The organism is Asanoa ferruginea (assembly GCF_003387075.1).
In the GTDB taxonomy this organism is placed as follows: Bacteria; Actinomycetota; Actinomycetes; order Mycobacteriales; family Micromonosporaceae; genus Asanoa; species Asanoa ferruginea.
Genome location: NZ_QUMQ01000001.1, coordinates 8,374,322 through 8,392,429, shown reverse-complemented (window position 1 = coordinate 8,392,429; position 18,108 = coordinate 8,374,322). Strand labels below are relative to the sequence as shown.

The window sequence follows — 18,108 nt, the reverse complement described above, 5'->3', positions numbered from 1 at the left end:
AGCAGTTCCGATGGAAGCACGGATGAAGAGCGCGGCGAACCCCGACGTGTTCACCGCGATCAAGCATCTGCACAAGGCGATCGCCGCCGGGGGAGTCGACGAGCGACTGCTGTCGCTGGTGCACCTGCGGGCCAGCCAGATCAACGGCTGCGCGCCGTGCGTGTTCGCCAGCATCGCCAGTGCCAGGAAGGCCGGCGAGACCGAGGACCGGCTGCACCACGTGGCCGCGTGGCGCGAGACACCGTTCTTCACCGACGAGGAGCGGGCGGCGCTCGCCCTGACCGAGGCGGCGACCCGACTCCAGGACGGCGCGGCGGGCGTGACCGACGAGATCTGGGACGCGGCCGCCGACCAGTTCACCGAGGAGCAGTTGTCGGCGATCATCCTGGAGATCGCCACGACGAACTTCTTCAACCGGATCAACCGTACGATCCGGGAGCAGGCCGGCAAGACCTGGTGAGCCTCAGGCGAAGGTGATGATCGACCGCTTGCTGGACTGGCCATGTGCCATGGCGTCGAGCGCGGCGTTGGCGTCGCGCAGGCCGATCGGCGTGAAGTCGGGCAGGATGCCGTGCGCGGCCGAGAACGCCAGCGTTTCGCGGGCGTTGTGCGGCGAGCCGGACGGGTTGCCAAGGGCGTGCAGGCGGTTGAGGACCAGCGGATCGGTGGCCAGGCTCAACGGCTCCGGGCTGTAGCCGCACAGCACCAGGGTGCCGTCAGGCGCCAGGCCGCCGAACGCCGCTGAAGCGGCCGCGGTGGACGGTGCGGCGTTGAGGATGATGTCCGCACCGCCCTCCCAGGCCTTGAGCGCGTCGGCCGGGTCGGCGTTCTGGGTGGCGATGAACCGCTCGGCGCCGACCTCCCGGGCCGCCGCCTCGCCCCTGTTCGACCGGCCGACCGCGGCGACCCGCGCGCCCATCGCCACGGCGTAGCGGATGGCCAGCGTGCCGAGCGTGCCGCTGCCGCCGATGACCGCGACGCGCGAGGTGGGCCTGATCCCGGCCTGCCGCAGCCCGTTGAACGCGGTCAGCCCCGCGCACATCAGCGGAGCCGCGCCGACCGGGTCGAGCGCGTCCGGCAGCGGCGAGACGAAGCCGGCCTTGAGCACGGCGTACTCGGCGTAGCCGCCGTCGAAGTCGATGCCGGTGAAACGCTTTCGCAGGCAGAGGATCTGTTCACCGCGTACGCAGTAGTCGCAGTGACCGCACGAGTCGCCGAGGATCTGCGCGCCGACCGGAGTGCCGACGGGCGGCCACGCGACGCCAGGACCCGTGGCCGCCACGACGCCGGTGATCTCGTGGCCGGGGATGTTCGGGAAACGGGCGTGGGGCCAGTGACCGCGGAGCACGTCGAGGTCGGTGTAGCAGACGCCGCAGGCCGTGATTTTGACGAGCACCTCGCCCAACCCGGGCTCTGGCACTTCCCGCTCGGCGAACGCGAGCGGCTCGTTGACCCCCGTGGCGATGGCCGTCTGCATGAGCGCCATCACCGGTTGTACCCCGGCCGGCGGTGACTACGCGTCCTTCACGAATACGATCCCGTCGGTGTTGGTTACCTGGGCCGGGTCCAGCGGGGCGTAGCCGAACCAGGGGGAGACGCGCGGAAGCAGAGTGTCGAAGCCGCCGGCGTCGACGATGAAGCGGTCGTCGGGAAGCGCGTACAGCCGGCCTTCGATCGTGTCCGGGGGTGGGGTGTCCACGCCCTGGTCGCGGAACGTGCCGAGGGCCGTGGCCAGGAAGCGATAGCCGTCGCCGAGGTGGGCGTTGACGATCGCGCCGGCGCTCCACCAGCGCGGCCGTAGGTCGCCCATCCGCATGCTGCTCCGGTTGCGCTGGAAGTGCGCGTTGTGGCCGTTCGCCAGCACCGGGCCGCGGTCAGCGAGGGCTAGCAGGTTGGCCGCCATCATCGAGTCGCGCACGCTCAGCAGCCGTGCCATGCGGTTCGGCGACGGGTCGGCCATCCAGCGGTGGTAACGCAGCAGGCCGGTGGCCGTACGCGCGTGGAGCCGTGCCTCCGCCATCCCGGCCGAGTCGGGCGTCTCGGCGTCGAGGAGAGTGACCAGGTCGTCGGCGAGCAGTCGCAACTGGTTGGCCTCGGCCGTGCGCCCCACGGACTGCGACGGGTCCATCATCGCGGCGGGGTTGGTCCAGCGGTCGTCGGCGCCGAGCAGGTCGTCGAGGGCATCCGCGGTGTGCGGCGGATCGGCGAGGTAACCGTGCAGCGCCATCAGGGACTGCCGCGGGCTGGCCGCGGCGTGGATCTCGAGCGGGCCGTCGAACCCGGCGAAGCGCACCTGCTCTTCCGCCGGCCGGGCATCGTTGTGTGCGCGCATCCACCGCACCAGGGAACGGTTGCCGGGGAAGGCGCCCCACTCGTGGCTGAAGCCGCGCGCCAGGACGTCGTCGAGGACGCCCGCGCCCGAGGTCACGTAGTCGTCCACGATCCGGCCCATCAGGCAGTCGCTCTCGATCGCGATCGTCCGGTAGCCCTCCTGCTCGACCAGGTGCCGGAACAGGTCGTTACGCAGTTCGAGCAGCACGTCCGAGCCGTGGGTGGGCTCACCCAGGGCGAGCAGCCGTGGCCGGGCCGGGAACAGGTTCAGCACTCCGGTGATTCCAACAGTCATACCCATCAACGGTATCGTTGAACTGACGGTTGAGACTTCTCGGCGATGGTGAGCGCAGGGGTGACGCCAAACCTTCAAAGGCCCGTAGACCTGGCTCGCGCGCACGGCGTGTCGACCCAGGCGGTCCGCAACTACGAGGCGGCCGGGATCCTGCCGCCGGCCGACCGCACCCCGAGCGGCTACCGCACCTACACCCAACGGCACGCCTTGGCCCTGACCGCGTTCCTCGCGCTCGTGCCCGGCCACGGCCATCAAACGGCAACGGCGATCATGGCGGCCATCAACGGGTACGCGATCGAAGAGGCGCTGACGCTCATCGACCGCAGCCATGCCCAGTTGGTCGACGATCGCCGCACCCTGCACGCCGTCGAGGCCGCCCTGCGCGACCTCGCGCCTGTCACCCCGGAGCCGGCCGGCGACACGTTCGTCGGCCCGCTGGCCCGGCGGCTCACCATCCGGCCGGCGACCCTGCGCAAGTGGGAACGCGCCGGCCTGGTCCAGCCGCGCCGCGACGCGCACACGGGCTACCGGGTCTTCAGCGCGGCCGACGTACGCGACGCGCTGCTGGTCCACCAACTCAGGCGGGGTGGCTACCGGCTCGACCAGATCGCCCCGCTGATCGCCCAGGTCCGCTCGGCCGGCGGCGTCGCACCGCTCGAGTCGGCGCTGCGCGACTGGCACGCCCGCCTCTCGGCCCGGGGCCGCGCCATGCTCGCCGGCGCCGCCGCCCTGGACGCCTATCTGGGCTGACGTCGGGGGTGTCGGCGGCTCTGCGGCGCTGGCACACTCCCGGTGTGCTGCCACTGGATCAGCTCCTGAACGAACTGCGGGACCTCCCGGCGAAGGCCCGGCCGCCGGTGTGGGTGCTGCGCAGGTTCTTCGAGCTCGGCGAGGTCAGCGAGCCGCCGACGGTGGAACCTCCACGCTGGTTGCGACCGGCCGTCGTCGAGGCGCTGGAATCCGTCGCGGAAGGCTGGCCGCAGAGCGACTTCTTCGGCGCCGTGCGGATGCTCGAGCGCTTCGGCCTGGTCACGCTGGAGCACGACGACACCTACGTGCTCGCCATGGTGTCGTGCCTCGGCGATCCGTGGGAAGGCAGTGTCCGGGCGGACGCGCTGCGCCGCGACCCCGAGCTGCGCGACCTGGTGTGGCGGGTGTTCGAGGTCGAAGGCGGCGGCGAGGTCAGTCTGGCCAATGTGGACAAATTTAGTGCGCCCGACGCGTCCTGGACACAGACCTTCCTCACGCTCGTCGCCGACGGCACGCTCCCGCGCGACCGAGTGCTGCGGAGCTGCCTCCAGGCGCTCGGCCGCGACTTCAGCGCCTACCGGGCAGGCTGGTTCTCCGGCACCTACCGGGGCCTCGAGCCGACGGCGGCCGAGTGCGTCGCGGACCAACCGCTGCTGCTGCGGCTGCTCCACTCGACGGTGCCGGCGACGGTGTCGTTCGCGGTTCGCCACCTGACGGTCGTCGCCAAGGCCGGTGCCCTCGACGACGAGGACTACGTGGCCGAGTGCGCCGCCGCCATGGTGGTCCCGGCCAAGTCCACGGCCCTCGGCGCCATCAACCTGGCGGCCGCGGTGGCCGGACGACGGCCCGACCTCGCGCCCGCCGTCGCGGAGGCGATCGGCGCGGGACTCGGGCACGCCCACCGCGACGTGCAGTCCCGGGCGTTGGCGGTGCTGCGATCGCTGGCCGCGAACAAGATCGTCGAGGCCCGGCTCGACGAGTTGGAGCCCAGCGTGCGCCGCGCCGCCGCGGAGTGGCTCGACGTGCCGGCCGCGCCCAGCCCGCCGGTCGAAACCGCCGCGGCCGTGTCCCCGGCCGGCCCGGCAGCGGCCGCGACAGTGGCCGAGCGCGGCGCGCGGCTGCTCGCGGGCCACCTCGACGCGATGGACGTCGAGATGTTCCTGGCCGCGTTGGCCGTCAACGACACCGCGGGGCTCGACGCCTTGCACAAGCAGGCCGCGAAGATCCTCTCCGACCCGCGGTGGCAGGGGAGCCTGCGGCAACACCTCGCCGGGCTGATAGCCGCGAAACCGGTCACCGGTCCGGACACCTTCCTCCGCCGCCGGCTCGCCGAGGTCGGCCACGTGCTGAAGGGCCGGCGGGCACCGGCCCCGCTGCTGGCCACGCCGACCGACCCGGCCGGCTGGCTGGATCCGCGCGTCTTCGTCGACCGGCTCGCCGCCAACCCCGACCCGCCGCCCTTCGACCTGGCCGCCGCGTTGCTGCGCCTGGCGCCCGAGGGCCGAGCGGACGCGCTCCGGTCGGCCCGCACGCTGCCGGGCGAGCCGGGTGCCGTGGCCCGCTACGCCCTCGGTGGCGAGCCGGCCGAGCTGACGACCCCGGCGCTGTGGGTCGCGGCGGCCCGCGCGCGTGCGCCGCTGGCCGACGACCCACACCTGCTCGCCGCTGGACTCGACCAGGCGGGCCAGGGCCGGCCCGCGACCTACGGGTTGCTGTTCGAACCGGAGCATTACCAATACGAGGGCCGGGCCCGCACCTACTACCGCCCCTCGCTGGAGGTGACCCCACCGGGCGCTGTCGAACAAGCCGACCAACCGACCGTCGTCGCCGTCTGGGTGAGCGGGCCCGGCACGTCCAGCGTGTGGCAGGACCTGGATCCCGACTGGATCCCGTGGCACGCGCACATCTGGCCGCACGACGCCGAGCCGTTCTTCGCGGTGCGCCTCGACGAGGTTCTGCGGGCCTCGACGTCCTATCCGATGGTCACCTACGGGACCACCGAGACCCTCGACGCCCTGGTGACGCACCCCGGCCGCCTCGGCCCGATGGCGGCGGCGACCCTGGCGGCCAGCCTGTCGGCGTCGGAGGTGCGGCACCGGGTGCTGGCCGCCGAGGCGTGCGCGCGGCTCGTGCCGGCCGCCCGCATCACGGCCGCCGAGTTGGCGACCGCGATGGCCGGGCTGGCCAGGCACTGCACCGCCACCCGCTGGGCCACCACCCTGCGCGACGCGGCGCGGATCGGCCCCGACGCGGGGTCGGCTGTCATCGACGTGCTCGACGACCTGCTCCCGCGGCTCGGCGCTGACCAGCCCGGCCTGCACGCGCTGCTGGAGACCCGCTACGAGGAGGCCGTGCGGCTGGGCCGGCGAACCGTGAGCGGTCCCGCCACGACGTGGCTACAGGCTCTTGCCGGCAGTTCCAAGGCGGCCCGCACCGCCCGGCTCATCCTGGCCGAGGCGACAGCGACATGAGCGACGACATCGCGTACGCGTACGCCTATCGCCACGAGTCCACGGTGAGCCGCTCGTCGGTGCTGCTCGCCACCTCCGGCGGCGCGGCGCCGCATCCCTACTTCTTCGACGGGTTCGTCGAGCGGGCTGAGATCGTCGCGGTGGCCCTGCTCGTCGTCGCCCGGGTCGCCCGCACCCGCTTCTACACGCCGCCGGGCATGCTCGCCGCCGTCCTGCGCTCGGCCGACCCGGTGGTGACCAGCGACGGTGAGCGGTTGCGGTTCGAGAGCTTCTCGGCGTGCTGCGGTGTCTACTGCCGGCTCGACCTGCTGCCCGACGGGCTCGACCGGCCGCCGCTGGCGTCCGGCACGACCAATGTCGACTTCAACCCGCCGATGCGCGACGCCCTGGCCGGCGTCGGCGGGATCGACCCGGTCCGCGTCGCCGTTGGCGCCGACGAGGTGCGGGTCACCACGCTCGACGCGTCGGTGGTGGAGCGGCGCGTTCCGCTGCCGGCCCGCTGGGTCAACGGCTTCGGGGAGGTGCAGGCGGTGGCGGCCGGGATGCGCCCGCGGCTGGCCACCTCCGGCGTCGCGCTGCGCCGGTTCCTCCAGGCGCTGCCGCGTACCCCACAACGCGGTGTGCTCTTCGCCGTGCCGTCGGCGGGTGGGCTGCGGCTCGCGTCGCGGCCGTCGACCGACGCCGTGCCGGTCTCGGCCGTCGAGCGGTTGCGGGTGGTCGAGCCGCTGCTGCGCCACGCGTCGGCCGTGCGCGTCTACGCGCCACCGGGTGCCGGGGAGGCGGCCAGCGCCTGGCAGGTCGACCTGCCGGGAGCCCGGATCACGGTCACCCTGAGCCCGAGCGCGAGCCGCGGCTTCTCCGGCGAGGGCGGGCTGCTGACCGACCTCGCCGACGCCACCGCCGCCGAGGAAGCCGCGACCACACTGGCGGGGGCGAGCGGGCCCGCGCTGACCTATCTGGCGGCCGCCGGCCGGGTCGGCTTCGACCTCGCCACCGGCACGTATTTCCACCGGGAGTTGCCGTTCCGCCCGGCCACCCTCCAGGCCCGGCACCCGCGGCTGCGCGATGCCCGGGCCCTGGTCGAAGGCGGCCACGTCGACCTGCGCAGTGCCGACGCCCTGGTCAACACCACCTACGTCGTGCGGTCCGCACCGGACGGCGACCGCTGCACGTGCCAGTGGTTCGCCACCCACGGCTCGAGCCGCGGGCCGTGCAAGCACATCCTCGCCGTTCGGATCGCCCGCGGTTAGCTAGTCGAGGCCACCGGGTCGTGCCAGCCGCCGTGGCTGGCGGCCAGGCGTTGTGCCTCTTCCGGGCCCCAGGTGCCGGGGGCGTAGCGGTGCGGCGCCGTCGTGTCTTCGAGCACCGGGTCGACGACCGCCCAGGAGGCTTCCACGCCCTGCTCCGTCGCGAACAGCGAGGCGTCACCCACCAACGCGTCGCCCAGGAGTCGTTGGTAGGGCGGCAGGTCGAAGTGGGACGGACGCTCCACGGCCGCTAGTTCGACGTCGTTGGCGTGCATCGATTCGCCCGGCGCCTTCACGGTCACGCCGAACGCGATCCCGCCGTCTGGGCTCAGCCTGAACCGCACGTAGTTGGGCGGGTGGCCACGATCTGTCCCGGCCAGCGCCGCCGGCGGCCGGCGCAGGCGGATCACCGCCTCGGTGGCCGTCACGGGCAGCTTCTTGCCGGCCCGGATGAAGAACGGCACCCCGGCCCAGCGCCAGTTGTCGATGTGGGCGCGCAACGCCACAAACGTTTCCACTGTGGAGTCAGCGGCGACGCCGTCTTCGTCGAGGTAGCCGGCGAACTGCCCGCGGACCACGTCGTTGGGACGCAGCGGCGGCATGGCCCGCAGCACCTTGGCCTTCTCCGGCCGGATGTCCTGATGGCCATACCCGCCCGGCGGTTCCATCGCGAGCAGGCTCAGCACCTGGAGGAGGTGGTTCTGCACCACGTCGCGGATCACGCCGGTCTTGTCGTAGAACGCGCCTCGGCCGGCGACCCCGAACGTCTCCGCCATGGTGATCTGCACGGAGTCGATGTAGAAGCGGTTCCAGAACGTCTCGGGGAAGGCGTTGGCGAAGCGGAAGTAGAGCAGGCCCAGCACGGCTTCTTTGCCGAGGAAGTGGTCGACGCGGTAGATCGCGTCTTCGGGGAAGATCTGGTGCAGCAGGGCGTTGAGCTCCTGCGCCGACGCCAGGTCGTGGCCGAACGGCTTCTCCACGACGACCCGGCCGCCCTTGGCGAAGCCGGCGTCGCCGAGCGCCTTCGCGACCGTGCCGAACAGCGCCGGCGGGATCGCGAGGTAGAACAGCGGTGCCTTCGCGGATCCCAACTGTTCGCGGAGCTTCTGGAAGGTGGCGGGGTCGCGGTAGTCGCCGTCGACGTAGCGCAGCGCGGCGACCAGCGGGCCGACCGTCGCCTCGTCGGTGATGCCCTGCTCCGCCAGGCTTTCCCGGGCCCGCTGGCCCAACTGTTCGTCGTTCCAGCCGGCCTTGGCGACCCCGATCACCGGCATGTTGAGGCGGCCGTCGGCGATCAGGCCGGCGAGGGCTGGGAAGATCTGCTTGTAGGCCAGGTCGCCGGTCGCGCCGAAGAACACCAGTGCGTCGGAGTTGCTCACCCGGTCAGCCCTTCAAGGCGCGGTAGCGACGGATCAGTGCCGCGGTCGAGGAGTCGAGGTCGGCCGACACGTCGCCGGTGCCGGTCAGCTCTGGAGTGATCTGCACGGCGAGGACCTTGCCGAGCTCGACGCCCCACTGGTCGAACGAGTCGATGCCCCAGATCGTGCCCTGGGTGAAGACGCTGTGCTCGTAGAGCGCGATCAGGGCGCCGAGCAGCCGCGGGCTGAGCCGCTCCGCCAGCAGCACGTTACTGGGCCGGTTGCCCTCCATGACCCGGTGCGGCACGACATCGGCGGCGGTGCCCTCAGCGCGTACCTCCTCCTCGGTCTTGCCGAACGCCAGCGCCTGCGCCTGTGCGAACACGTTGGAGCTGAGAATGTCGTGGTGCTCGCCCAGCGGGTTGAGGGTCTTGCCGAACCCGATCAGGTCGACCGGGATGAGCCGGGTGCCCTGGTGGAGCAGTTGGTAGAAGCTGTGTTGCCCGTTGGTGCCCGGCTCGCCCCAGTAGACCGGCCCGGTGTCGTAGTCGACCTGGCGCCCGTCGATGGTGACGTGTTTGCCGTTGGACTCCATCGTGAGCTGTTGCAGGTAGGCCGGGAACCGCTTCAGGTATTGCTCGTAGGGCATCACGCCGACGCTCTGCACGCCGAAGAAGTTGACATACCAGACCGTGAGCAGGCCCATCAGCGCCGGCAGGTTTTTCTCCAGCGGCGTCTCGCGGAAGTGCTCGTCCATCTCATGGAACCCGGCCAGCAGGTCGGCGAAGCCCGCCGGACCGACCGCCAGCATGGTGGACAGGCCGATGGCGGAGTCCATCGAGTAGCGGCCGCCGACCCAGTCCCAGAAACCGAACATGTTGGCGGTGTCGATGCCGAACTCGGCGACCCGCTCGGCGTTGGTGGACACCGCGACGAAGTGTTTGGCGACCGCGGCCTCGTCGCCGAGTTGGCCGACCACCCAGTCGCGTGCGGAGTGGGCGTTGGTCAGCGTCTCCAGCGTGCCGAAGGTCTTCGAGGAGATGATGAACAGCGTCTCCTCGGCGGACAGGTCGCGGGTCGCCTCCACGAAGTCGGTCGAGTCCACGTTGGACACGAACCGGAACGTCAGGTCGCGGTTGGTGTAGTGGCGCAGTGCCTCGTACGCCATCACCGGTCCGAGGTCTGATCCGCCGATGCCCACGTTGACGATGGCGCGGATCGGCTTGCCGGTGTGGCCGCGCCAGTCACCGGACCTGACGCGGTCGGCGAACGCGGCCATCCGGTCGAGCACCTCGTGCACCTGCGCCACCACGTCGACGCCGTCGACCACGAGCGAGGTGCCCTTCGGCATCCGCAACGCGACGTGCAACACCGAGCGATGCTCGGAGGTGTTGATCGGCGCACCGGAGAACATCAGATCGCGGCGTTGCTCGACCTCGCACTCGCGGGCCAACCCGATGAGCAGCCGCAGCGTCTCGTCGGTGATCCGGTTCTTCGAGTAGTCGAGGTAGAGGCCCGCCGCCTCGGCCCGCAGCCGCTCGCCGCGCCCCGGATCGTCGGCGAAGAACTCCCGCAGGTGTCGACCGCCGATCTCCGCGTGGTGCGCGGCCAGCGCTTTCCAGGCAGGACGCTCGCGGAGCGGCATCGTCGACATCGTTCCCCCGATCGGGTCGGACGGCTGCGTCGGTGGGTGGGGTCACCCCGGAGCGAGCCCCGCCCGATGTTACCGGCGCGCCACAGCGCTGCTGGCGGTTCGCCACGCCGACGGAGCGCGTGCGACAACCATCACCACGATGCCCACGGCGGCCAGCGCGATCGAGAAGACGACGATCGCTCCCGGTAGCCCCCACGCGGTGGCGGCCAGGCCGGCAAGGGTGGCGACCAGGCCCTGGCCCAGGTAGCCGACCAGGTAGAACGAGGAGATCAGGGCGGCCCGGTGATGCGCCGGTGCCTCCCGCTGGATCAGGCCGATCCCACCGAGCAGGGCGAAGCCCATGGCGGCACCGCCGAGGATCTGCGACGCGAGGTAGAGCGGCAACGAGTGGTCGAGGCTGGACGGCACGAGGGCGGCCAGCGCCAGCACGCCACTCGCGCCGCCGAGCATGATCGACGTCCGTGGTGGCAGCGAGCGGAACAGCAACGCCACGAGCCCGATGACTCCCGACGAGATGCCCAGCAGCAGCCCCTGGACCAGCACGTTGTGCGTGTGGATGAGGTCTCGGGAGATCTGCGCGCCGAGCGACAGGATGATCGATCCGAGGCCCAGGCCGCTGAAGATCGAGAGAGCCGCGGCGGCGAACGCGGCGCGGGTCCCGGCCGGCACGGCGATCGGGCGCGGTCGCCAGCGGACGCCGGCTGTCCGGCGCTGTCCCGGCCCGAGGGCCACCCAACCACCGACCAACAGCGACAAGATCAACATGACGAGGTACGGCAGTCGGGTCGGCCCTGGCGCGTACTGCACGAGCGCGCCGCTGACGATCGAGGCGCCGAGCAGCCCGACCGAACTGCCGATCGTGTTGACCGCGCTCGCCCGGGCCGGCGATTTCGAGCGGTTGAACTCCACCAGGGCCGCGCTGGCGGCGCCGACGGAGATGCCGGTGCCCGCCCCGGAGATCCCGCGGCCGACGTAGAGCCAGAGCTCGGACGGTGCGAACGTGAACACGATGGCGCCGAGGCCGATCAGGGCGGCACCGGTGAGCATCGCGAAGCGCCGCCCGAGCACGTCGGAGACGCTGCCGAAGATCAGCAACGCGATCACGAGCAGGGTGGGGTAGACCGCGAAGATCGTCGTCGTCGTGACCGGCGAGAGGTGCCATCGGGCCCCGTACACCGGATAGAGCACTGATGGTGCGGTCCCACCCCATTGACCCAGGGCGATCACGCTTCCGGCCGCCCAGAACGGCGCACGTCGCATTCGCATCGGCCCACCATCTCCGGGTAGGGGCATATTCCCCTAGTGATTACGGGCACATGCCCCTAATTCTCGGCATGGTCGTGCCCCGGCGGTGGTTGGCTGTTCACGTGGAGCTGCGCGAAGAGACGACCCGGAAGTGCTACGCCACGGCGCTGCGCATGGCGTCGCGCCGCCTGACCTCGCTGTATGACGAGGTGATGGCGCCGGCCGGCCTGCGGTCGACGCAGTTCGCGATCCTCGGCGAGCTGGCCCGCGGCGACGGGATGACGATCAACGAGCTGGCCCGCGCGCTCGTGCTGGACCGCTCGGGGGCCGGGCACTCGTTGCGGCCGCTCGAGCGCGACGGCCTGGTCAGCATGACCAAGGGCACCGCCGACAAACGCAGCGTACGCATCACCCTCACCGACGAGGGTCGCCGGCGCTACGAGCAGGCGACGGTGCTGTGGCACTCGGCTCAGGACCAGGTCGCCGAGGTGCTCGGAACGGCGGTGGCCGACGAGCTCCGCGCCCAGCTCAGCGACATCGCACAGGACGACCGGCTCACCACCCGGTGAGCCCTGGGAAGGACATGTCAATGGCAAACGTACTGATCGTGCTCAGCGGTGCCCGGGTCTGGACCCAGACCGACGGCACCCAGCACCCGACCGGCTTCTGGGGCGAGGAGTTCACGGCGCCGCACCGGGTCCTCTCGGACGCCGGCGTCGCGATCACCATCGCCACCCCCGGTGGCCGGGTCCCGGTCGTCGACGCCCGGAGCCTGACGGTCGAGGCCAACTTCGGCGACGCGGAGAAGGCGGCCGAGGTCGCCGACTACCTAGAGGCGACCAGTCACCTGCTGGCCGCACCGGTCCGCCTGGAAGACGTGAACCCGGCCGACTTCGACGCCGTGCTGGTCCCCGGCGGCCACGGCCCGATGCAGGACCTCGCCGTCAACCCCGACATGGGCCGGGTCCTGGCGACGCTGCTACCCGACCCGACCAAGGTCGTCGCGGCGCTCTGCCACGGCCAGGCCAGCTTCCTGTCCGCCGGAAACCCGGACGGCAGTTGGCTTTTCAAGGGCCGCACGCTGACGGGCTTCAGCGACGACGAGGAGCGGCAGGCCGGGCTGGCCGACAACGCGCCCTGGCTGCTGGAGAGCCGGTTGCGCGCCGGCGGGGCGGCCTACGAGTCGGGCCCGGCGTGGGGCACCTACGTCGTCGTCGACGGCAACCTGATCACCGGCCAGAACCCGGCGTCAGGCGAGGCGGTCGCCGAGGCCGTCGTGAAGGCGCTCGCGAGCTGACCAAAGACTCCGTGCTGGCCGCGGCTGCCCCCCACCGCGGCCAGCACGGTCGTACGCTGCGGCGGTGAGCGCCGACGATCGGTTCGCCCGCGTCACGACGGCCTACGACCAGACGGTGTTCGGCGGCGACGCCAGCGGTCTGGCCGAGGCCGAACGCGGCCTCGACGCGGTGGAGGCCGACGCCGCGCTCGCCCGCGGCCGCATCCTGCACGCGCGATTTCTCGACGAGCGGGCCCGCTCGTCACCGTCTGAGGACCCGGCGGAGCTGCCGCTGTTCGAGCGCGCCGCCAAGCTCTACCAGGCGTTGGGCGACGTACGCGGCGAGGCCGAGGCGTTGTTCTGGATCGGCTGCCTGCACCAGGTCATCCGGCGTGACAACGAGACCGCGGTCCCGCGACTGGAGCGATCCCGCCAGTTGGCCGCGCAGGCCGGCGATTCGCTGACCGAGTCCGAGGCGTTGCGGCACCTGGGTGTCGCGGCACACCAGGCCGGTCGTCTCGACGAGGCGCGGGAGCGGCTGGAGGAATCGTCCCGGCTGCGGCGCGCAGCCGGGTCGCTGCCGTTCGTGGCCGCCAACCTGGTCGGGCTGGCTTACGTCGCCGCCGCACAGCACCGCTCCGCGGACGCGGCAGCGATCCTCGACGAGGCCGACGCGATCGCCCGGGCCCACGCTGCCCACGCCATCGTCCGGCAGATCGATCAGGCCAGAACCGAGATTGCCGCTGAGTGAGGTGGCCGCGCGTCGGCTCACTCACTAGGGCGATCACCCGTCCGGCTCGCTGCGGAGCTGTCGTCAGCCAGATATGTGGATCGCGCGGCGGCCCAGAAGGCCCGCGTCCGGGGGTTTGTGAAGATCGCCGGCGTAGCGGCTCTGAGCTCCTGCTCCGCGAGACCACCGACAACGAGAGCCATCTTCAGGTACGCAAAGATCATGCTGATGTAGGCGACGACGCGGGCCTCGTCGCCGCGACCTGCGTTTGCAGGCGTTGTAGCCGCAACGACGACAGCACTCCGAAGAGGGCGATCGCGGCGAGCAGCCGATGTTGCTGAGCTTTTCGAGATCGTCCGCCTCGGCCGTGGCTAGCCACAATGTGAGGGCTAGGGAAGCGACGAGCGCTACCGACGTGGCGGCTACCCGCCTGACGGTTCGGGAAGATCGCCATGGACCATTCACTGGGAACTCCAAGGATGTGACTGGCTGACTCCAGAAGAACACCGCCGGTCAATGAAGGCTTCGTCGGAGGGGTGGAGTCCGTGACCGCGACCTTGGTCGAGCTGGATGACGGTGTGCGGCTGCGCACCTGGACAGTGGGCGACCCGACCGCGCAGCGGGCGCCGGTGGTCATGATTCACGGCGGTCCTGGGGTGCCCGACTATCTCGCACCCGTCGCCGACCTCATCACCGACCTGTGTCTGGTGCATCGCTATGACCAGCGCGGCACCGGCGGGTCGCGCTGGGAAGGCGAGCACACGATCGCCCGCCACGTCGCGGATCTGGTGCGGTTGCTCGACGTGTGGGGGCACGAAAAGGTCGTTCTGGTCGGGCATTCGTTCGGCACCAATATCGCCAGCTATTTCTTGCTCGCCCATCCCGAGCGGGTCGCCGGGCTCGTGCTGATCGCCGGCCCGTTCCTCGACCCCTGGCGCGAAGCGGACCTGGCGGCGCAGCGCGCGCGCCGCACCGATCGGCAGCGGGCCAGGCTCGACGAACTCGGCGCGATCCAGGCCCGCACCGACGCCGAGGAGATCGAGTTTCTCGCGCTGTCCTGGTGCACCGACCACGCCGACCGCACCCGGGCGTGGGATTGGGCGCTCGCCTCGGCCCGGACCCTGCGGCCCGTCAACTATGCGATGAACAGCCAGCTCAACGCCGCGAAACGGACCGACCCGCTGGAGTCGCGGGTGGACGACCTTCGCGAGCGCCTACCGCCCGGCACGGTGATCATCGGTGGCGCCGGCGACAGCCGGCCGGTGGCCGCGCTGCGGCGGCTCGGTGCCCGCCTCGGGTGCGAGGTCGTCATCATTCCGGACGCGGGGCACAACCCATGGCTCGAGGCGCCGGAGCTCTTCGCTACAGCGCTGCGCGACCGCGTCGGTGCCCGATCCGCCGCCACAGCAGCCAGGCCGTGCCGAGGAGGGCGATGGCCGCGAGCGCGGTCAGCAGCGTGGGCCAGGGGCCGCCGCGTTGTGGGCGGCCGGCGTCGCGGACCGCCAGGTCGGGCAGCAGGCCGGTGGCGAGGTGCAGGTCGAAGAGCTGGCAGGTCTGGGTGTGCAGCTCGCAGCTGTGACCGGTGTCGAAGCGGGACAGCGTGCGGCGGGCGCCGGTGTCGCGGTGCACCTCGACGATCGCCGCGTGGCCCACTGCGTCGATGGTCGCGACGATCACCATCTGCGGCGTACGCCAGCCAAGCAGTTGAACGACGTCTTTGACTGCCGTCGGCGGTGGTGTGCCGTCGGCGGTGAGGGGCACGAAGGCGAGGTCGCCGTTCTTCCACAGGAAGGTGCCGTGCCCGGTGTCGCCACCGCTCCTGCCGTTGAAGGGCCCTTCCGCGAGCCAGGGCACGGTGGCGAGGAACTGGCCGTCGGGGGACCAGCCGACCTCCGCGGCGAGTTCCCGGCCGGCCGGGATGTCGACAGTGGCCTGCTCAGCGCCGCTGAGGTCGATCAGGTGTGCCCGCTGGCCGACCTGCACGGCGACGCTGCGGCTGTCCGGTGCGAACGCCGCCGTCCACGCCGGTTGCAGGGTCGGCACCTCGGTGCTGCGCCCGGTCTCCACGTCGAGAATCCGCAGCGTGCCGGTCCGGGCGACCTCGGCTTCGACGACGTTGACGGTGCCGAACTCGCCGGTGTTGCGGAGGGGTGCGGCGCTGTAGGCGACGTAGCGGCCGTCGGGCGACCAGGCCAGCAGCCGCACGCCGACCGGCGCGCCCAGCGGGATCGACCGGCGCTCCCCGGTGCCCAGGTCGACGAGAAGCAGGTCATCGGTCGCGCCGCGGTCGTCGCCGAGCAGGACCTTGGTGCCGTCCGGGGCGAGCAGCGCGGACGGGCGGTCGCGCTCCTCCATCGCGTCGACCCGCCGGTAGGTGTCGCGGTCGGCGCCGACGACCAGCGACTGGAACATGTTGAACAGCTCGCCGTTGCCGTAGCCGTAGAGGGCGATCGCACGGCCCGGCGGCGCCTTCGCGACGGTGCTGGTGAGGGTCGAGTACCCGGCGAGGGTGTCGGGCAGGCTCGGCGTCGTGGCCGGTGCGGCGGTCTGAAACGGGACCACGGAGGTAGCGAGGCTGGCGAGGAGCAGCACCGCGAGCGCCGCCAGCGCGGTGGTGCCCAACCGCCGGCGACGAACCGAGCGGCGCCCCCGGGCGAGGGCGGTCTCCAGGTAGCCGGGCGGCAACGGCGGCGTCGGCTCGTCGGGCAACGTCGCGAACAGTTCTCTCATGCCGTGTCCGCATCCTCGGGCTCGTGGTTCGGCAGCAGGCGACGCAGCGCTTTGATGGCGTACGAGGTCTGGCTCTTGACGGTCCCGGTCGAGCAACCGAGGATCGCCGCGGTCTGCGCGACGTCGAGGTCTTCCCAGTAGCGCAGCACGAGCACGGCCCGCTGCCCACGGGAGAGCCGGTCGAGCGCGGCCCGCAGGTCGATCCGGTCTTCCGCACCGGCCAGCGGCACGGTCGCGCGTTCGATCACCTCGGCCACGGGCTGGAGGCGGCGCGACCGTTTCCGCTCCGCCAGGAAGGCGTGCACCAGCATCGCCCGGACGTAGGCGTCGAGCGAGTCCGCGGCGGCCGCCCTACGCCAATGCACATAGAGCGCGACGAGGGTGTCCTGCACGAGGTCGTCAGCGGCCGGCCACTGCCCACACAGCCGGTAGGCGAGTTGGCGCAGGCGCCCGATCCGCGCCCGCACGTACTCGACGTAGTCCTGTTCATTCCGCAACCCGGCCTCCCACCCCAATAGGAGTGGTAGCGACCCCGTTTCGGTTGTGCCCGGCTACGGACGTGTTGGTGCGGCGGCTTCGAGGTCGTCGACCGTGCCGGACATGATCGTGCGGAGGTGCTCGGTGATGTGCTCGGTCGGCCAGTCCCACCAGGCCAGGGCCAGCAGGCGGGTCACGGTCTCGTCGCTGTAGCGCCGGCGGATCAGTCGCGCGGGGTTGCCACCGACGATGCCGTAGTCCGGGACATCGTCGACGACCACCGAGCCCGAGGCGATGATCGCGCCGCTGCCGATGCGTACACCTGGCATGACCATGGCTTGATAGCCGAACCAGACGTCGTGGCCGACCACCGTGTCGCCCCGGCCGGGCAGGCCGGTGATGAGATCGAAGTGGTCGGCCCACGAGCCACCCATGATGGGGAAGGGAAACGTCGACGGGCCGTCCATGCGGTGGTTGGCGCCGTTCATGATGAAGCGGACGCCCTCGCCCAGGGCACAGAACTTGCCGATGACCAGCCGCTCGGGACCAAAGTGGTAGAGCACGTTCCGGGTCTCGAAGGCCGTCGGATCGTTGGGGTCGTCGTAGTAGGAGAACTCGCCGACCTCGATCAGCGGCGACGTGACCAGGGGTTTGAGCAACACCACGCGTGGCTGGTCGGGCATGGGATGCAGGACGGTCGGATCGATCACTCGGGCCCCGGGTCGTCGAGGTCCGCGAGGATGCGCCGGGCGGTGGCTTCGTCTTCCGGTGCGACGATGACGCGTACGCCGTCCTGTTGCAGCTGCGGCTCCTGCCCACCGACATCGTCCGCGATGAAGGCCGCCCGCAGGCCCTGGCTGCGCAGCAGGCCTACCGCCAGTTCGGCCTCGATGCGGCTCCTGACGATCGCCACGGTGACCGGCCCACTATCCACGCCATCGACACTAGGCCGGCACGGCGCCGGACCCAAGCGAGATCAACGCAAAATCTGGGCAAAGCGGGCGTACGATCGGGATTGTGATCGACACCGACGAGTTGGCTCGGCGCAACGCTGAGTTCGTCGCCAGCGGGGTGTTCGCCGATCTGCCGCTCCAGTCCACCGGCAACCTGCGGGTGATCGGCTGCGTCGACCCGCGGGTCGACCCGAGCATTGTGCTGGGTCTGACGTTCGGCGACGCCGTGGTGATGCGCAACATCGGTGGGCGGGTGACGCCGGCGACCCTGCGTTCGTGGGTGATGCTGGCCAAGGTCGCACAGGCGCGCAGGCCGGGACCGCCCCAGCCGGGAGGGCACCTGGTCGTCCTGCACCACACCGACTGCGGCATCAGGGATCTCGCGGCCTACCCCGAGCAGCTGGCCGAGTATTTCGAGATCCCGGTCGCCGAACTCGAAGGCAAAGCCGTGATGGACCCGCGGGCCTCCGTCGCAATGGACGTCGAACTCATCAAACGGGCGCTCCCGCCGGGGCTTCCCGTGTCCGGACTGGTCTACGACGTCCACACCGGACTCGTGGAAACCGTTGTCGCACCCACGGGGCGGTGACC

18 protein-coding genes and 1 pseudogene are annotated in these 18,108 nt (G+C 71.3%); 9 read left to right on the top strand and 10 right to left on the bottom strand.

Features of this window, described 5'->3' with window-relative positions; translation table 11 throughout:
- Window positions 1–22: 22 nt before the first annotated feature.
- On the top strand, window positions 23–460 hold the full coding sequence (locus DFJ67_RS39080) for a carboxymuconolactone decarboxylase family protein (RefSeq protein ID WP_409362933.1): 438 nt from the start codon (window positions 23–25) through the stop codon (window positions 458–460).
- Between the two features lie 3 nt (window positions 461–463).
- Here the strand turns inward: DFJ67_RS39080 and DFJ67_RS39075 are convergent, their stop codons facing one another.
- Window positions 464–1,477 carry an alcohol dehydrogenase catalytic domain-containing protein gene (locus DFJ67_RS39075; protein WP_116077182.1) on the bottom strand — a complete coding sequence of 338 codons (1,014 nt, stop codon included), beginning with the start codon at window positions 1,475–1,477 and terminating at the stop codon, window positions 464–466.
- A gap of 36 nt (window positions 1,478–1,513) precedes the next feature.
- Complete coding sequence (locus DFJ67_RS39070) at window positions 1,514–2,626, bottom strand: erythromycin esterase family protein (protein WP_239097247.1); 1,113 nt, start codon at window positions 2,624–2,626, stop codon at window positions 1,514–1,516.
- Window positions 2,627–2,734: 108 nt separating this feature from the next.
- Here DFJ67_RS39070 and DFJ67_RS39065 point away from each other — a divergent pair, with 108 nt between their 5' ends.
- Genes DFJ67_RS39065 through DFJ67_RS39055 form a run of 3 tightly spaced genes read left to right on the top strand, consistent with a single transcriptional unit; the run spans window position 2,735 to window position 7,097 of the window.
- Complete coding sequence (locus tag DFJ67_RS39065; RefSeq protein ID WP_239097248.1) at window positions 2,735–3,376, top strand: TioE family transcriptional regulator; 642 nt, start codon at window positions 2,735–2,737, stop codon at window positions 3,374–3,376.
- A gap of 44 nt (window positions 3,377–3,420) precedes the next feature.
- Window positions 3,421–5,847: a DUF6493 family protein gene (locus DFJ67_RS39060; protein WP_116074286.1), complete on the top strand. Its 2,427-nt coding sequence runs from the start codon at window positions 3,421–3,423 to the stop codon at window positions 5,845–5,847.
- Entirely contained in the window at window positions 5,844–7,097 is a 1,254-nt protein-coding gene (locus DFJ67_RS39055) for an SWIM zinc finger family protein (protein WP_116074284.1), read from the top strand. Before DFJ67_RS39060 ends, DFJ67_RS39055 begins: the two co-directional genes overlap by 4 nt.
- On the opposite strand, the gene zwf is transcribed toward DFJ67_RS39055, so the two are convergent.
- From zwf to DFJ67_RS39040, 3 genes are all read right to left on the bottom strand, one after another.
- Window positions 7,094–8,473 carry a glucose-6-phosphate dehydrogenase gene (gene zwf / locus DFJ67_RS39050; RefSeq protein WP_116074282.1) on the bottom strand — a complete coding sequence of 460 codons (1,380 nt, stop codon included), beginning with the start codon at window positions 8,471–8,473 and terminating at the stop codon, window positions 7,094–7,096. The two genes, DFJ67_RS39055 and zwf, sit on opposite strands and share 4 nt — an antisense overlap.
- A 4-nt stretch (window positions 8,474–8,477) precedes the next feature.
- A complete protein-coding gene (pgi, locus tag DFJ67_RS39045; protein WP_244940455.1) occupies window positions 8,478–10,097 on the bottom strand; it encodes a glucose-6-phosphate isomerase in 1,620 nt (539 codons plus the stop codon).
- Window positions 10,098–10,175: 78 nt separating this feature from the next.
- Complete coding sequence (locus tag DFJ67_RS39040) at window positions 10,176–11,372, bottom strand: MFS transporter (protein ID WP_170216168.1); 1,197 nt, start codon at window positions 11,370–11,372, stop codon at window positions 10,176–10,178.
- Window positions 11,373–11,473: 101 nt separating this feature from the next.
- On the opposite strand from DFJ67_RS39040, the gene DFJ67_RS39035 reads away from it, so the two are divergent.
- The 3 genes from DFJ67_RS39035 to DFJ67_RS39025 all read left to right on the top strand — a co-directional run bounded on the left by DFJ67_RS39035 (window position 11,474) and on the right by DFJ67_RS39025 (window position 13,378).
- Window positions 11,474–11,920 carry a MarR family winged helix-turn-helix transcriptional regulator gene (locus DFJ67_RS39035; protein WP_170216167.1) on the top strand — a complete coding sequence of 149 codons (447 nt, stop codon included), beginning with the start codon at window positions 11,474–11,476 and terminating at the stop codon, window positions 11,918–11,920.
- Window positions 11,921–11,940: 20 nt separating this feature from the next.
- The gene (locus DFJ67_RS39030) at window positions 11,941–12,648 is read left to right on the top strand and encodes a type 1 glutamine amidotransferase domain-containing protein (RefSeq protein ID WP_116074277.1); all 708 of its coding nucleotides are present in this window, start codon (window positions 11,941–11,943) and stop codon (window positions 12,646–12,648) included.
- Window positions 12,649–12,712: 64 nt separating this feature from the next.
- Window positions 12,713–13,378: a tetratricopeptide repeat protein gene (locus DFJ67_RS39025; RefSeq protein ID WP_116074275.1), complete on the top strand. Its 666-nt coding sequence runs from the start codon at window positions 12,713–12,715 to the stop codon at window positions 13,376–13,378.
- A 17-nt stretch (window positions 13,379–13,395) separates the two neighbouring features.
- On the opposite strand, the gene DFJ67_RS44865 is transcribed toward DFJ67_RS39025, so the two are convergent.
- A complete protein-coding gene (locus DFJ67_RS44865; RefSeq protein ID WP_409362934.1) occupies window positions 13,396–13,710 on the bottom strand; it encodes a DUF6082 family protein in 315 nt (104 codons plus the stop codon).
- 282 nt (window positions 13,711–13,992) lie between these two features.
- On the opposite strand from DFJ67_RS44865, the pseudogene DFJ67_RS44860 reads away from it, so the two are divergent.
- Window positions 13,993–14,664 (top strand): annotated as a pseudogene (locus tag DFJ67_RS44860) (alpha/beta fold hydrolase); the annotation flags it as partial.
- Between the two features lie 55 nt (window positions 14,665–14,719).
- Here DFJ67_RS44860 and DFJ67_RS44255 read toward each other — a convergent pair.
- Genes DFJ67_RS44255 through DFJ67_RS39005 form a run of 4 tightly spaced genes read right to left on the bottom strand, consistent with a single transcriptional unit; the run spans window position 14,720 to window position 17,498 of the window.
- Complete coding sequence (locus DFJ67_RS44255; protein WP_170216166.1) at window positions 14,720–16,087, bottom strand: hypothetical protein; 1,368 nt, start codon at window positions 16,085–16,087, stop codon at window positions 14,720–14,722.
- Entirely contained in the window at window positions 16,084–16,584 is a 501-nt protein-coding gene (locus DFJ67_RS39015) for a SigE family RNA polymerase sigma factor (protein WP_116074273.1), read from the bottom strand. The genes DFJ67_RS44255 and DFJ67_RS39015 overlap by 4 nt, the downstream gene beginning before the upstream one ends.
- 54 nt (window positions 16,585–16,638) lie before the next feature.
- On the bottom strand, window positions 16,639–17,247 hold the full coding sequence (locus DFJ67_RS39010) for a CatB-related O-acetyltransferase (RefSeq protein ID WP_116077177.1): 609 nt from the start codon (window positions 17,245–17,247) through the stop codon (window positions 16,639–16,641).
- A gap of 23 nt (window positions 17,248–17,270) precedes the next feature.
- Window positions 17,271–17,498, bottom strand: a complete 228-nt coding sequence (locus tag DFJ67_RS39005; RefSeq protein ID WP_147315783.1) for a putative signal transducing protein — start codon at window positions 17,496–17,498, stop codon at window positions 17,271–17,273.
- Window positions 17,499–17,581: 83 nt separating this feature from the next.
- On the opposite strand from DFJ67_RS39005, the gene DFJ67_RS39000 reads away from it, so the two are divergent.
- Window positions 17,582–18,106 (top strand): carbonic anhydrase, encoded by a 525-nt coding sequence (locus DFJ67_RS39000; protein ID WP_116074269.1) that lies wholly within the window; start codon window positions 17,582–17,584, stop codon window positions 18,104–18,106.
- The last annotated feature ends 2 nt before the right edge of the window (window positions 18,107–18,108 follow it).

What these genes read in the sequence shown, in the direction of transcription:
- DFJ67_RS39080 (WP_409362933.1), top strand. Translation starts at nt 23, where the DNA reads ATGAAGAGCGCGGCGAACCCCGACGTGTTCACCGCGATCAAGCATCTG.
- DFJ67_RS39075 (WP_116077182.1), bottom strand. Translation starts at nt 1,477, where the DNA reads ATGCAGACGGCCATCGCCACGGGGGTCAACGAGCCGCTCGCGTTCGCC.
- DFJ67_RS39070 (WP_239097247.1), bottom strand. Translation starts at nt 2,626, where the DNA reads ATGACTGTTGGAATCACCGGAGTGCTGAACCTGTTCCCGGCCCGGCCA.
- DFJ67_RS39055 (WP_116074284.1), top strand. Translation starts at nt 5,844, where the DNA reads ATGAGCGACGACATCGCGTACGCGTACGCCTATCGCCACGAGTCCACG.
- pgi (WP_244940455.1), bottom strand. Translation starts at nt 10,097, where the DNA reads ATGCCGCTCCGCGAGCGTCCTGCCTGGAAAGCGCTGGCCGCGCACCAC.
- DFJ67_RS39040 (WP_170216168.1), bottom strand. Translation starts at nt 11,372, where the DNA reads ATGCGAATGCGACGTGCGCCGTTCTGGGCGGCCGGAAGCGTGATCGCC.
- DFJ67_RS39030 (WP_116074277.1), top strand. Translation starts at nt 11,941, where the DNA reads ATGGCAAACGTACTGATCGTGCTCAGCGGTGCCCGGGTCTGGACCCAG.
- DFJ67_RS44255 (WP_170216166.1), bottom strand. Translation starts at nt 16,087, where the DNA reads ATGAGAGAACTGTTCGCGACGTTGCCCGACGAGCCGACGCCGCCGTTG.
- DFJ67_RS39010 (WP_116077177.1), bottom strand. Translation starts at nt 17,247, where the DNA reads ATGCCCGACCAGCCACGCGTGGTGTTGCTCAAACCCCTGGTCACGTCG.